Origin of the sequence: Catenulispora sp. EB89 (assembly GCF_041261445.1) — a bacterium.
GTDB lineage: Bacteria > Actinomycetota > Actinomycetes > Streptomycetales > Catenulisporaceae > Catenulispora.
This window is the reverse complement of sequence record NZ_JBGCCU010000028.1, coordinates 39,289-52,932: the sequence shown is the minus strand read 5'-3', so window position 1 is coordinate 52,932 and position 13,644 is coordinate 39,289. Positions and strand designations below refer to the sequence as shown.

The 13,644-nt window shown below is 69.8% G+C and carries 9 protein-coding genes; 6 read left to right on the top strand and 3 right to left on the bottom strand.

Annotated features, from left to right (window positions below; genetic code table 11):
- Positions 1–11: 11 nt before the first annotated feature.
- The 3 genes from ABH920_RS40600 to ABH920_RS40590 all read left to right on the top strand — a co-directional run bounded on the left by ABH920_RS40600 (position 12) and on the right by ABH920_RS40590 (position 3,668).
- Positions 12–1,067: a transcriptional regulator gene (locus ABH920_RS40600; RefSeq protein WP_370354642.1), complete on the top strand. Its 1,056-nt coding sequence runs from the start codon at positions 12–14 to the stop codon at positions 1,065–1,067.
- 161 nt (positions 1,068–1,228) lie between these two features.
- Entirely contained in the window at positions 1,229–2,716 is a 1,488-nt protein-coding gene (locus ABH920_RS40595) for an FAD-dependent oxidoreductase (protein WP_370354641.1), read from the top strand.
- 4 nt (positions 2,717–2,720) lie between these two features.
- Positions 2,721–3,668 (top strand): TIGR03621 family F420-dependent LLM class oxidoreductase, encoded by a 948-nt coding sequence (locus ABH920_RS40590; protein WP_370354640.1) that lies wholly within the window; start codon positions 2,721–2,723, stop codon positions 3,666–3,668.
- 81 nt (positions 3,669–3,749) lie between these two features.
- On the opposite strand, the gene ABH920_RS40585 is transcribed toward ABH920_RS40590, so the two are convergent.
- Positions 3,750–5,945: an MMPL family transporter gene (locus ABH920_RS40585; protein WP_370354639.1), complete on the bottom strand. Its 2,196-nt coding sequence runs from the start codon at positions 5,943–5,945 to the stop codon at positions 3,750–3,752.
- Positions 5,946–6,084: 139 nt separating this feature from the next.
- Between ABH920_RS40585 and ABH920_RS40580 the strand changes: the two genes are divergently transcribed.
- From ABH920_RS40580 to ABH920_RS40570, 3 genes are read left to right on the top strand one after another with little or no spacing between them, the layout of a single operon-like run.
- Positions 6,085–6,828, top strand: a complete 744-nt coding sequence (locus tag ABH920_RS40580) for a trans-aconitate 2-methyltransferase (RefSeq protein ID WP_370354638.1) — start codon at positions 6,085–6,087, stop codon at positions 6,826–6,828.
- A gap of 51 nt (positions 6,829–6,879) precedes the next feature.
- Positions 6,880–7,386 (top strand): nucleoside-diphosphate kinase, encoded by a 507-nt coding sequence (locus tag ABH920_RS40575; RefSeq protein WP_370354637.1) that lies wholly within the window; start codon positions 6,880–6,882, stop codon positions 7,384–7,386.
- Between the two features lie 57 nt (positions 7,387–7,443).
- Positions 7,444–9,951 carry a Tex family protein gene (locus tag ABH920_RS40570; RefSeq protein ID WP_370354636.1) on the top strand — a complete coding sequence of 836 codons (2,508 nt, stop codon included), beginning with the start codon at positions 7,444–7,446 and terminating at the stop codon, positions 9,949–9,951.
- A gap of 107 nt (positions 9,952–10,058) precedes the next feature.
- Here ABH920_RS40570 and ABH920_RS40565 read toward each other — a convergent pair whose 3' ends face one another.
- Together ABH920_RS40565 and ABH920_RS40560 are read right to left on the bottom strand one after the other, a co-directional pair.
- Entirely contained in the window at positions 10,059–10,901 is an 843-nt protein-coding gene (locus ABH920_RS40565; protein ID WP_370354635.1) for a site-2 protease family protein, read from the bottom strand.
- A gap of 140 nt (positions 10,902–11,041) precedes the next feature.
- Positions 11,042–13,579, bottom strand: a complete 2,538-nt coding sequence (locus ABH920_RS40560) for a DEAD/DEAH box helicase (RefSeq protein WP_370354634.1) — start codon at positions 13,577–13,579, stop codon at positions 11,042–11,044.
- Positions 13,580–13,644: the final 65 nt, after the last annotated feature.

The following is a 13,644-nucleotide window of genomic DNA, read 5'->3' as shown; positions in this document are numbered from 1 at the left end:
GGCACGACCCAGTGAAGCGCCGAGAATTCGTCACCAGCGCCGCCGCGGCGCTGACCGTCGCCGGGGCGGGTGAGACCGCGTACGGGGCCGAGGCCCCCGACCGGCTCCCGGCCGCGGCCGACCCGGCCGGCCGCGCGGTCCCGTTCGACCGGCAGATGGTGGACGGTTATGAGTTCATCACCAGCCAGCAGCGATCCCTGTACTACACGGTCCCCCCGGCCCGCATGTACTCCCCGGCGGTGGCGCACGCCCAGCTCGGGGCCGCGCTGCTGAGCGGGACCGGCCCGCAGACCCAGCGCTCCCGGCTGGCCGGCTCGCTGGCCGAGGCCTCGTTGCTGGCCGCACGCCTGGCGTTCTTCGACCTGAAGAAGGCCGAACCGGCGCGCATGCACTACCGCAACGCCCTGGTCGCCGCGCGCGAGGCCGACGACCACCAGCTCGGCTCGGCGATCCTGGCGCACCTGGCCTTCATCCCGGCCTGGGACGGCAAGGCCGGCGAGTCCCGCGACCTGATGCGCGCCGCCTACGCGCACGCCGCCCGCGGCGTCAGCGCCGTCCAGCGCTCCTGGCTGCACGCCGTGGACGCCGAGATCGAGGCGCGCCTGGGCGACCACAAGCGCGCGGTCGACCTGATCGGCCGGGCGGAGGAGGCCCTGTCGGACGCCGACCGCTCCGCCGTCCCGGACCCCGAGTGGCTGGACTACTTCGACGCCACCCGGCTCAACGGCTTCAAGGGCTTCTGCCACATCAACGGCGGCAGCCCGGAACTCGCGCAGGAAGCGCTGCTGTGCTCGCTGATGGCGCTCAAGCCCAACGAGGCCAAGCAGCGCACGATCGTCCTGGCGGACATGGCTGACATCCATGTGCGCACCAAGGAGATCGAGCAGGCCTGCGTGACCCTGGAGCGGGCCCTGGTGAACCTGGACAAGCACTGGTACGGCATCGGCTGGGACCGGATCTACAACGTCCGCCGCAAGATGGACAACTTCGAGGACACCCGCTCGGTTCGCGAACTGGATATGCGGATGAACTCCTCATGGGGCGCGACGATGCGCTTGGCGACCTGAGCCCGACGGTCCGGGGGCTCGGATCTTGTTGTCAGGGGGTCCGCCGGGACGATGACCGTGGGGTCGTCCCGGTGGACCCTCTGGGTTCCACGCTGTTCTAGGCTGTGCAGTGGGCATCCGGAGCCTGGACTGGAAGCGGTTCAGAACGCTACGTTCCAGGCGTGTCCGAGCATATTGATAAGAGTGTTGACAGTCGCGGCGTAGTCGTCGTCGGAGCAGGTCCCACGGGACTGTTGCTGGCGGGGGACCTGGCCGAGTCCGGGGTCCCGGTGACGCTGCTGGAGCGGCGGCCTCCGGGGTTGTCCAATCTGAGCCGTGCCCTGGTGGTGCACGCCACGACGTTGGAGGCTTTCGATTCCCGCGGCATCGCGGCGCCGCTGATCGAGCGCGGCGCGCCGGTGCAGTCGCTGCGGTTGTTCGACACGGCGGTGGTGGACGTCTCGGATCTGCCGACGCCGTACCCGTACCTGTTGGTGGTGCCGCAGTATGAGACCGAGGCCGTGCTGCACGAACGCTTGGAACGGCTCGGGGTCCGGATCCGCTACGACACCGAAGTCGTCGGGCTGCGGCAGGACGCGGACGGCGTGACCGTCACGGCGCGCGACGCCTCCGGCACCCGCGAGGAGCGCGCCGCGTACGTGGTCGGCACCGACGGCAGCCGCAGCGCGGTGCGCTCGCTGCTCGGCGTGGAGTTCCCCGGCCACACCGTGGTCGCGTCGGTGATGCTGGTGGACGCGCGGCTGTCGCAGCCGCCGCAGGCGCGCATCGCGACGAACACCGACGGCGACAAGTTCGCCTTCGTGGCCCCGTTCAAGGACGGCTACCACCGCATCATCTGCTGGGACCAGAAGCACGCGAAGGCCGAGACCGAGCCGGTCGAGCTCAGCGAGGTCCGCGAGATCCTGCGCGAAACCCTGGGCACCGACTTCGGCATGGGGGAGCCGCGCTGGTCCAGCCGCTTCCACAGCGACGAGCGGCAGGCCGAGCACTACCGCGTCGGCCGGGTGTTCCTGGCCGGCGACGCCGCGCACACGCACAGCCCGGCCGGCGGGCAGGGGATGAACACCGGTCTCCTCGACGCCGCGAACCTGTCGTGGAAGCTGGTCGCCGTGTTGCGCGGCCATGCCGACGACGCGTTGCTCGACACGTACGAGTCCGAGCGCTATCCGGTCGGCAGCGCGGTGATCAAGGGCTCGGGTCTGCTGCTGCGCGCGGCGGAGATCAAGATGACCCCGGCCCGCAAGGCCCGGAACCTGGCCATGCACTTCGCGCTGGCGCGTCCGGCGGTGAACCGCAGGATCGGTTATGCGTTGTCCGGACTGTGGATCAGCTATCCCGCGCCGCACGGCGCGCATCCGCTGACCGGGCATCGCGCCGGCGACGTCGCGCTGGAAGGCACCCCCTCGCGGCTGCTCGAAGCGCTGCGCGGCGGCGGATTCGTCCTGCTGGCTCCGGCGGAGCTGCACGAAGCAGCGGACAAGGCCGGAGTGCGCGCACCGGGAGTGACGACGGCCGTGCCGACCGACGGCGGGCCGGTACGCCTGGTCCGTCCCGACGGCTACATCGCCTGGGCCGCCGACGCCCCGACCTCCGAGGACGTCGCGAAGGCGATCGCCGCCGCCACAGACCGCCGCCGTCAGGAAAGATGACAGAATGCGTCCTTTCCGCTTCCTCGCGGCCGTCGCCGACGACGAGGAGTTCGCCGAGCTGATTCCTCTGGCCCGCAAAGCAGAGGCGATGGGTTATTCGAGCTTCGTGCTCTCCGACCACCTCATGAACTACGCCCCGCTGTTGCCGCTGGCGCAGGTCGCGGCAGTGACCGAGCATCTGCGCGTGGGTACGTTCGTGCTCAACAACAACCTGCGGCACCCGGCCGTGCTGGCCCAGGAACTCGCGACGCTCGACCAGCTGTCGGGCGGCCGGCTCGACATCGGGATCGGCGCCGGCTGGAACAAGCCCGAGTACGACGCGATCGGCATCCCCTTCGAGCCGGTCGGCGTGCGGATCAAGCAGCTGACCGAGGCGATCGCGGTGCTCAAGGGCTGTTTCGCCGAGGGGCCGTTCTCCTTCAGCGGTGAGCACTACACGATCACCGACTTCGACTCCCTTCCGCTCCCCGTGCAGCGACCGCACCCGCCGTTCTTCCTCGGCGGAGGCGGCAAGCGGTTCCTGACGCTGGCCGCGCGCGAGGCGCAGATCATCGGATTGGCGCCGCGCCTGGTCAATGTCGACGGCAAGCCGGTCTCGGACCCCCGCACCATCACCGCGGCCGCGACCGACGAGAAGCTCGGCTGGATCAAGGAGGCCGCGGGGGACCGCTTCGCCGAGATCGAGTTCAACACCTACCCGGTCACCGGGCCGATCGTGGTCACCCACGAACCCCGGGTCGAGGCCCAGCGGCGCATCGACCGGGTCCGGGACCGGACCGGCGTCGAGCTGACGATCGACGAGCTGCTGGAATCCCCGCACACCTACATCGGCAGCCCGAAGGATCTGATCGCCAAGTTCCTGGAGCTGCGCGAGCGGTTCGGGATCACCTCGTTCCTGATCGACGACCTGGACGCCATGGCCCCGGTCGTGGAGGCGCTGGCCGGGCAGTAGAACGTCGAAAGCGATGGGGAGGCTCCCGGGTGGGAGCCTCCCCATCGCTATTGACCAGCTGTGTTCTTACCTACCGCGGCGTCACACCAGCACGCTGTCGTCCGCGGCCCGCGCGGCGTCCAGCGAACCGCCGTCGGGCTCGTCGGCCTTCGACAGCCGCGACGGCCACCACATCCGCTTGCCGATGTCCAGGGTCAGCGCGGTGACCAGGACCGAGCGCACGATCATGGTGTCCAGCAGCACGCCGAGCGAGACCGCGAAGCCGATCTCGGCGAACGGCACGATCGGCAGCGTGGCCAGGACCCCGAAGGTGGCGGCCAGGACCAGGCCGGCCCAGGTGATCACGCCGCCGGTGGCGGACAGGCCGACCAGCGCGCCGCGCCGGGTGCCGCGCCGCACCGACTCCTCCCTGATCCGGGTCATCAGGAAGATGTTGTAGTCGATGCCCAGCGCCACCAGGAACACGAAGCCGAACAGCGGCATCCCGATGTCCACGCCGTGCCAGCCCAGGCCCTTGAACACCAGGGCGCTGATGCCCAGCGAGGCGCCGAAGGACAGGATCACCGTCAGGATCAGCAGCAGCGGAGCCATGAAGGCGCGCAGCAGCAGGCCCAGGATGATGAACACCGCCAACAGGATCAGCGGGATGATCAGCTTGCTGTCGTGGCTGGAGGCGCGGGCGATGTCCAGCGTCACCGCCGGGCCGCCGCCGACCACCGCGTTGGCCCCCGGAACCGAGTGCACCGCGGCGCGGACCCGGTCGACCGTGTTCTGCGCGGCCTTGGAGTCCGGGGCGTCGGTCAGCGCCGCCTCGAGGTAGAAGTGTCCGTTGACGACCGCGCTCTTGATGGTCCTGGGGACGCCGACGCCGTTCGGGTCGACCCCCGGGACCGTCTTGAGCTTCGCCGTGACCGCGTCGACCTGCGAGGCGTCGCCGATGATGCTCAGCGGCTGCCCGGAGTTGTCCGGGAAGTACTGGGCCTGCACCTCGGCTCCGGTCACGGAGGCGGGCTTGGTGACGAACTGCTCGGCCACCGTCTGCTGGTGCGCGTTGAGCTCGGTGATCCCGCCGGCCAGCGCGATCAGGACGACCGCGGTGCCCACCCACACGGCGCGCGGACGGACCGCGATCCGCTTGCCCATGCGGGCCCAGACGCCGTGCTGCGTCGGCTCGTCGGAGCCGAAGGTCGGACGGACCGGCCAGAACACCCAGCGGCCGAAGATCACCAGCAGCGCCGGCATCAGGGTCAGCATCGCGGCCAGCGCGATGATCACGCCGATGGCCAGGACCGGGCCCATGCCCTTGGTCGAGTTCATCTCGGCGACCAGCAGGATCAGCATGCTGACGGCCACCGTGGCGGAGCTGGCGACCAGTGCGGGCCCGGCTCGGTGCACGGCGTGCGCCATCGCCTCGTGCCGGTCCTCGTACCGCCTGAGCTCTTCTCGATATCTCGCGATGAGCAACAGTGCGTAGTCCGTGCCGGCGCCGAACACCAAGACGATCAGGATGAACGCCGCTTGGCCGTTCACCGTCAGTCCCGCGTGTTTGGCCAGCAGATAGATCACCGACTCGGCCACCGTCAGAGCGCCGCCGCCGACCGTGAGCAGCGGCAACAGCCACAGGATCGGGCTGCGGTAGGCGATCAGCAGGATGATGATCACGGCGAACGCGGTGAAGTAGGTCAGCGAGCCGTTGATCTTCTTGAAGGCGTCGGCCTCGTCGCCGGCCTCACCCATCGGCCCGGTGACGTACGTCTGTAGACCCGCGCTCGGCGTGCCCAGCGCGGCCTTCATCGCCGCGATGGTGTCCGGGAACTTGTTCCAGCCCGCGCTGCCGGGGTTCACCGGCACGAGGATCTGGATCGCCTTCCCGGCGTTCGGGCCCGTGGTCAGCGGGATGACCTGGACGGCGCTGTGCACCACCAGGTCCAGGTTCTTCGCCGGCGGGTCCTGTTCCATGATCGCCGCGGCGTTCTGAGCCTGCGCCTTGTCGGCGTCGGTCAGGCCGGTCGACCGGGCGTAGAGCAGGATCGCCGGGTACCAGTTCGGGTGGAAGTCACCCTCGATCTTCAGTTCCTTCGTGGATTCGGCGCTCTTGGGCAGCCAGGACGTGGTGTCGTTCTTCTGGGCGTCGTTCAGCTTCGTCGCGAAGCTGCCCAGGCTGAAGATCACCAGGATCCAAACGGCGAACACCACCCATTTGGATTTGCGTCCGGACACGACCCGGGCGAAGACACCCGGCTCCGAATCCGCGTTGGTCAACGCGTTACCACTCACGAAAGAGCCCCCTCAGGCTATCGCGACCTCCGTCCGCTGACGGTTGCCCACCCCATGTGCGGGTCCGACTCGCGGACTCGTTACCGAGCTATTGTGACACGCGATACAACGCGTTTTTGCAACGAGGGGAAGAACTTTTTTGCGCGGGCACGCCTTCACCGACGACGACTCAGCCCTCATGTACGACGTGGAGAACCCCTGGGATCCCGACGGTTCGATGCACGAGCGGTTCCTCACCGACGCCGCCGTCGCCGTCGACGCGGTCCTGGACGTCGGCTGCGGCACCGGAAGCTACCTGCACACCGCCCGGGAGCGCGGCGCCGGGGGCCGGCTGGTCGGCGTCGATCCGGACGAGTCGATGCTGGCCCGCGCCCGGCGCCGGACCGACATCGAGTGGCTCCGGTGCACGGCCGCCGAGATGACCTTCGAGGCCGAATTCCCGGCCGTCACGATGAACAGCAATGCCTTCCAATGCCTCGCCACCGACGACGAACTGCGGGCCTCGCTGGCCGCGATCCGCCGGGCGATCCGGCCGAACGGCGTCTTCATATTCGGGACCCGGCACCTCCAGGCCCGCGCCTGGGAGGCGTGGAACCCCGACAACGGCGGCGCCTTCACCATGCCCGACGGGCGCGAATACCGCGGCTGGTTCGAGGTGGAGTCGGTGGCCGGACCGCTGGTGACCTTCACCGACACCGTCGCGAGCCTGGACGGGACACCGCTGCGGGTCGCGCGGGCCACGCTGCGCTTCCACACCCCCGAGACGCTGAACCCGTTCCTGGAAGAGGCCGGCTTCGCGGTCGAGAACCAGTACGGGGACCAGAAGACCGGTCCGCTGACCGACGCCAGCCGCGAAATCATCACCCACGCGCGCGCCCAATAAGATGCTCACAGAAGTAACGGAAACATCGTCGAACAGCGAAGGACCACGCATATGACCGACACCGGCGCCCCCGTCGAGCGGACGCTCGTCCTGCTCAAGCCCGACGCCGTGGCGCGCGGCACCATGGGGCGGGTCCTGACCAGGTTCGAGGACGCGCTGCTGAAGGTGGTCGGCTCCAAGATGGTGTGGATGGACGCCGACCTGACCCGCAAGCACTACTTCGACCTCGAGGAGCGCTTCGGCGCCGGCGTCTACAACGCCACCGCGACCTTCATGCAGTCCGGCCCGGTCCTGGCCCTGGTGCTGGAGGGCATCGACGCGGTCAAGACGGTCCGCAAGCTGGTCGGCTCCACCTACCCCAACGAGGCCGCCCCCGGCACCATCCGCGGCGACTTCGCGCACCAGAACAAGGCCTACGCCACGGCCAACGGCATCGCGGTGGCCAACCTGGTGCACGCCTCGGGCAACATCGACGAGGCCAAGCAGGAAGTCGCGCTGTGGTTCTCGGACGAAGAACTCTTCGAGTACTCCACGGTCGCCGAGAAGTTCGTGCTCTAGTCGCTAGGATCGCTCTCGCGAGTTAAGCAGGCTTTTCACCTGGCGGGAGTACCACGCGTGGCAGCGACAGCAGCGTCCATCCACCTGCGCATCGCCGAGGAGCTCGGCGTCACCGAACGGCAAGTCCGGTCGGCCGTCGAGCTCCTGGACGGCGGCGCGACCGTGCCGTTCGTCGCGCGGTACCGCAAGGAGGTGACCGAGGGGCTGGACGACGCGCAGCTGCGCACGCTGGAGGAGCGGCTGCGCTACCTGCGCGAGCTGGAGGAGCGCCGGGAGGCGATCCTGGAGTCCATCCGCAGCCAGGGCAAGCTCGACGAGGCCCTGGAGGCGCAGATCCTCGCCGCGGACTCCAAGTCCCGGCTGGAGGACATCTACCTGCCGTTCAAGCCCAAGCGGCGCACCAAGGCGATGATCGCGCGCGAGGCCGGGCTGGAGCCCTTGGCCGACGCGCTGCTCGGCGACCCGGCGCTGGACCCGACGGCGACCGCCGCGGACTACGTCGACGCCGACAAGGGCGTCGCGGACGCCGCCGCGGCCCTGGACGGCGCGCGCTCGATCCTGGTCGAGCGCTTCGGCGAGGACGCCGACCTGATCGGCGCGCTGCGCGAGCGCATGTGGAGCTCGGGCCGCATCACCTCCAAGGTCCGCGAGGGCAAGGAGGAGGCCGGCGCGAAGTTCTCCGACTACTTCGACTTCGCCGAGCCCTTCACCGCGCTGCCGTCGCACCGCATCCTGGCGCTGTTGCGGGGCGAGAAGGAGGAGGTCCTGGACCTCACCTTCGACCCCGAGGACTCCGATCCTGATCCCGGCGCGCCGGTCACCCAGAGCGGGTACGAGGTCCGGATCGCCAAGACCTTCGCCATCCCTTCGCCGACCACCCCCGGCGCCGGCGTGAAGTGGCTGAACGACACGGTCCGCTGGGCCTGGCGCACCCGGATCCTGGTCCGCCTGGGCGTGGACATCCGCATGCAGCTGTGGACCCTGGCCGAGGACGAGGCGGTCCGGGTGTTCGCGGCCAACCTGCGCGACCTGCTCCTGGCCGCCCCGGCCGGCACCCGCGCGACGATGGGCCTGGACCCCGGCTACCGGACCGGCGTGAAGGTCGCGGTCGTGGACGCCACCGGCAAGGTGGTCGCCACCGACGTGATCTACCCGCACGTCCCGCAGAACAAGTGGAACGAGGCCCTGGCGAAGCTGGCCTCCCTGGTCAAGGTGCACAAGGTCGAGCTGATCGCGTTCGGCAACGGCACCGCCTCCCGTGAGACCGACAAGCTGGCCCAGGAACTGGTCGCCAACATGCCGGAGCTGAAGCTGACCAAGATCATGGTCTCCGAGGCCGGCGCCTCGGTGTACTCGGCCTCGGCGTTCGCCTCGCAGGAACTGCCGGACATGGACGTCTCCCTGCGCGGCGCGGTGTCGATCGCCCGGCGCCTCCAGGACCCGCTGGCCGAGCTGGTGAAGATCGACCCCAAGTCGATCGGCGTCGGCCAGTACCAGCACGACCTGGCCGAGGGCAAGCTGTCGCGCTCGCTGGACGCGGTGGTCGAGGACTGCGTGAACGCGGTCGGCGTGGACGTGAACACCGCCTCGGCCCCGCTGCTGACGCGGGTGTCGGGCATCGGCTCGTCCCTGGCGGACAACATCGTCGCGCACCGCGACGCCAACGGCCCCTTCGCCACCCGCAGCGCCATCAAGAACGTCCCGCGCCTCGGCGCGAAGGCCTTCGAGCAGTGCGCCGGCTTCCTGCGCATCCCCGGCGGCGACGACCCCCTGGACGCCTCCTCGGTCCACCCCGAGGCCTACCCGGTGGTCCGCCGCATCCTGGCCACCACCGGCACCGGCATCAAGGAGCTGATCGGCGACACCAAGACGCTGCGCGCGCTGAAGCCGACGGAGTTCGCCGACGACACCTTCGGCGTCCCGACCGTCACCGACATCCTCGCCGAGCTGGAGAAGCCGGGCCGCGACCCCCGCCCCGCCTTCAAGACCGCGACCTTCAAGGAGGGCGTGGAGAAGATCGGCGACCTCCAGCCCGGCATGGTGCTGGAGGGCGTGGTCACGAACGTCGCGGCGTTCGGCGCCTTCGTCGACGTCGGCGTCCACCAGGACGGCCTGGTGCACATCTCGGCCCTGTCGAAGACGTTCGTGAAGGACCCGCGCGACGTGGTGAAGCCCGGCGACGTGGTCCGGGTGAAGGTGCTGGACGTGGACCCGGTGCGCAAGCGCATCGCGCTGACGCTGCGCCTGGACGACGAGGCGGGCTCCGGCTCCGGCGGCCCGGGCCGCCAGCGGCAGTCCGGCGAGAACGGCGGTGGCGGCGGCGGTGGCGGCGGCCGCGGGCGCGACGGCCGCAGCGGCGGCGACCGGCGGGGCGGCAACGGCGGTGGCAACGGCGGCGGTGGCGGACAGGGCGGCGACCGGCGCGGCGGTGGCAACGGTGGTGGCGGTGGTGGCGGCGGCGGCCAGGGCGGCGGCGGTGGCCGCGGCGGCGACCGCCGTGGCGGCGGAAGCAGCGAACCGCAGGGTGCGCTGGCTGACGCGCTGCGGCGGGCCGGGCTGGCGTAGCACCGGCGTCAAGCGGGACTCGGCGCCCGTCGCGGACTTCGGTCTGCGGCGGGCGCTCTGCTACTCAGCCGCTTGCCGCCGCAGACCAGCGCCGCGCTACCGCCCCGTCATCCGTTGATGCTTCCCCAGAACTTGAACAGGTGATAGCCGAAGTACTCGCCGTTCACGGGCGAATGCGGGTCCAGGATGTCCTGCGCCCACCGCGCGATGAAGTTCCGGTCCGGCCCGAGCGCGTACAGCAGCGCGAAGACGATCAGGATCCCGTACGGCGCGATCTGTGCCCCGATCCGCCGCCAGTCCGCGCTCAGGAAGGGCTCGATGATCCCGTATCCGTCCAGGCCCGGGATCGGCAGCAGGTTCAGTATCGCGCTGGCGATCTGGATGTACGCCAGGAACGTCAGCGCCGACCACAGCGCGGCGTGGTCCGGGGAGGCCGGGCCGAAGATCCAGGGCGGACCCCAGGTGCCCAGCACCACCAGGAGCACGATCGAGAACACCACGTTCACCGCCGGCCCGGCCGCCGACACCAGCGAGTCCTTCCACTTCCCGCGCAGCCGGTGCGACTCGATCGCCACCGCGCCGCCGGGCAGCGGCAGGCCGCCGATCAGCAGGAAGAACAGCGGCAGCACGAAGGTCAGCACCGGGTGCCCGTACACGCGCGGGTCCAGCCGCAGGTAGCCCTTGCGCGCCACGGTGTGGTCGCCGCCCCAGTACGCCGCGGCGGCGTGCATGAACTCGTGCAGGCACAGCGAGATCAGCCAGCCGCAGAGCACGAAGATGAACACCCCGGCGCGGTTGCTGCCGTACCCCTTGTACAGCGCGAAACCGCTGGCCGCGAAGCCGGCGACGAGCGCCAGGAAGATCGGCGAGATCCCGCCGCCGCGCGCCGACTGCGACCAGTCGGGCCGGTACTCGCCGGGCTTGATCAGGCGCAGGTTCTTGCGGGCCATCGGGTCACTCACCTCGGGTTCGGCGGGGTCTTCGTCTCATCGCGGGCCGGTCGTCGTCACGGGCCGACCGTCATCGTCGCCGCGCCATCGTAGGTCCTCCAACCGACCAACGATGAAGCATTGCCGAACGATCCCAGCCCCTACAGCTGACTGACATCCGTCACCGTCACCACGGCGGTCCCGGCCTCGTCGCTGGCCGCCAGGTCCACCTCGGCGCTGATGCCCCAGTCGTGGTAGCCCTCGGGATCGTCGAAGATCTGACGGACCAGCCAGAACCCCGGGCGTCCGTCCGGCTTCTCGTCGATCACCAGCAGCTTCGGCCCGCGGGCGTCCGGCCCGGTCCCGAGCTCGTCGTGGGTGTCGAAGTAGTCCTCGATCGCGAAGTACCACTTCTCCGAGTCCCAGCCGGCGGCCGCGTCCAGCTCGCCGAGGTCGTCGTACTTGCGCAGCGCGAACAGCTCGACGCGGTGGAACAGCTCGTTGCGCACCATGACGCGGAACGCCCGCGCGTTCGCGGTGACCGGCGGCGGACGCTCGTCGAAGTTGTGCGGAGAGACGGCGGCGGTCTCCTCGCCCGGGTTGACCAGCTCCTCCCACTCGTCGAGCAGCGAGGAGTCGACCTGGCGCACCATCTCGCCGAGCCATTCGATGAGGTCGTCGACCTCGTCGTTGCGCATCTCCTCGGGCATCGTGTGCTTCAGCGCCTTATAGGCGTCCGCGAGGTAGCGCAGAAGGAGTCCCTCAGAGCGCGGAAGCGTATAGAGGCTCACGTACTCCGCGAACGTCATAGCGCGCTCGAACATGTCCCGCGCCACGGACTTCGGAGCGACTTCGTAGTCCGCGACCCAGGGAGAGCTGCGCTTGTAGACGTCATAAGCCGCCTGAAGCATCTCCTCCAGAGGCTTCGGATACGTGACCTTCTCCAGGAGCTCCATCCGCTCCTCGTACTCGATCCCGTCCGCCTTCATCTCCGCGACCGCCTCGCCGCGCGCCTTGTTCTGCTGCGCGGACAGGACCTGCCGAGGGTTGTCCAGGGTCGACTCGATGACCGACAGCGCGTCCAACGCATAGGTCGGCGACTCTGGCTCCAGCAGCTCCAGCGTCGCCAGAGCGAACGGGGACAGCGGCTGGTTCAGCGCGAAGTCGAACTGCAGGTCCTTGGTCAGCCGTACCGTCCGGCCCTGCTCGTCCGCCTGGTCGAGCTGCTCGACGATGCCGGCGGCCAGCAGCGCGCGGTAGATGGCGATCGCCTTGCGGATCAGCTTCAGCTGCGACTTGCGGTCCTCGTGGTTGTCCTCCAGCAGGTGCCGCATCGCGTCGAAGGCGTCGCCGGGCCGGCTGATGACGTTCAGCAGCATCGCGTGGCTCACCTGGAAGCTGGACGTCAGCGGCTCCGGCTCGGCCGCGACCATCCGCTCGAAGCTGGGCTTGCCCCAGGAGACGAAGCCCTCCGGCGCCTTCACGCGCACGACGCGCGACAGCTTCTTCTTGTCGCCGCCGGCCTTGGCCACGCGCTTGGAGTTCTCCACCTCGTGCTCGGGCGCCTGCGCCACCACGTACCCGGCGCTGTCGTACCCGGCCCGGCCGGCGCGCCCGGCGATCTGGTGGAACTCGCGCGCCTTGAGCTGACGGGTCCGCACACCGTCGTACTTGGTCAGACCGGTGAACAGCACGGTCCGGATCGGCACGTTGATCCCGACGCCGAGCGTGTCGGTCCCGCAGATCACCTTCAGCAGCCCGGCCTGCGCCAGCAGCTCCACCAGCCGCCGGTACTTCGGCAGCATGCCCGCGTGGTGCACGCCGATCCCGTGCCGGACCAGCCGGGACAGCGTCTTGCCGAAGCCCGCGGTGAACCGGAAGTTGCCGATCATGTCGGCGATCGCGGCCTTCTCCTCCTTGGTGCACACGTTGACGCTCATCAGCGCCTGCGCGCGCTCGATGGCCGCGGCCTGGGTGAAGTGCACGACATAGATCGGCGCCTGGTTGGTCTGCAGAAGCTCTTCCAGAGTCTCGTGCAGAGGCGTCTCGGAGTACGAGTAGTACAGCGGCACGGGACGCTGCCCGGAGGAGACCACCGCGGTCGGGCGCCCGGTGCGCCGGGTGAGGTCCTTCTCGAAGCGCGTGACGTCGCCGAGCGTCGCCGACATCAGCACGAACTGCGCCCTCGGCAGCTCCAGGATCGGCACCTGCCAGGCCCAGCCCCGGTCCGGCTCGGCGTAGAAGTGGAACTCGTCCATCACGACCTGGCCGATGTCGGCCTCGGTGCCCTCGCGCAGCGCGTGGTTGGCCAGCACCTCGGCGGTGCAGCAGATGATCGGCGCGTTCGGGTTCACGCTGGCGTCGCCGGTGAGCATGCCGACCTTGTCGGCCCCGAAGATGGCGCACAGCGAGAAGAACTTCTCGCTCACCAGCGCCTTGATCGGCGCGGTGTAGAAGGTGCGCTGCCGGGGGTCGTCGCGGTACCGGGCCAGCGCGGCGAAGTGCGCGCCGGCGGCGACCAGCGACTTGCCGGAGCCGGTGGGCGTGGACAGGATCAGGTTGGCCCCGGTGACCACCTCCAGCAGCGCCTCCTCCTGCGCCGGATAGAGGGTGATCCCCTGCTCGCCGGCCCACGCGCTGAAGGCGTCGAACAGGGCGTCGGGGTCGTCGGTGGCGGGCAGGCGATCGGTGAGGGTCATAGTGGCTTCAACAATATGCGGTCGCCGGGCACGTCCGGGGCACCCGCCTTGATCCTCAGGGCGCT

Excerpts from the sequence above, each read along its gene's own strand:
- ABH920_RS40590 (WP_370354640.1), top strand. The coding sequence starts at position 2,721 with ATGCGTCCTTTCCGCTTCCTCGCGGCCGTCGCCGACGACGAGGAGTTC.
- ABH920_RS40560 (WP_370354634.1), bottom strand. The coding sequence starts at position 13,579 with ATGACCCTCACCGATCGCCTGCCCGCCACCGACGACCCCGACGCCCTG.
- ABH920_RS40575 (WP_370354637.1), top strand. The coding sequence starts at position 6,880 with ATGACCGACACCGGCGCCCCCGTCGAGCGGACGCTCGTCCTGCTCAAG.
- ABH920_RS40565 (WP_370354635.1), bottom strand. The coding sequence starts at position 10,901 with ATGGCCCGCAAGAACCTGCGCCTGATCAAGCCCGGCGAGTACCGGCCC.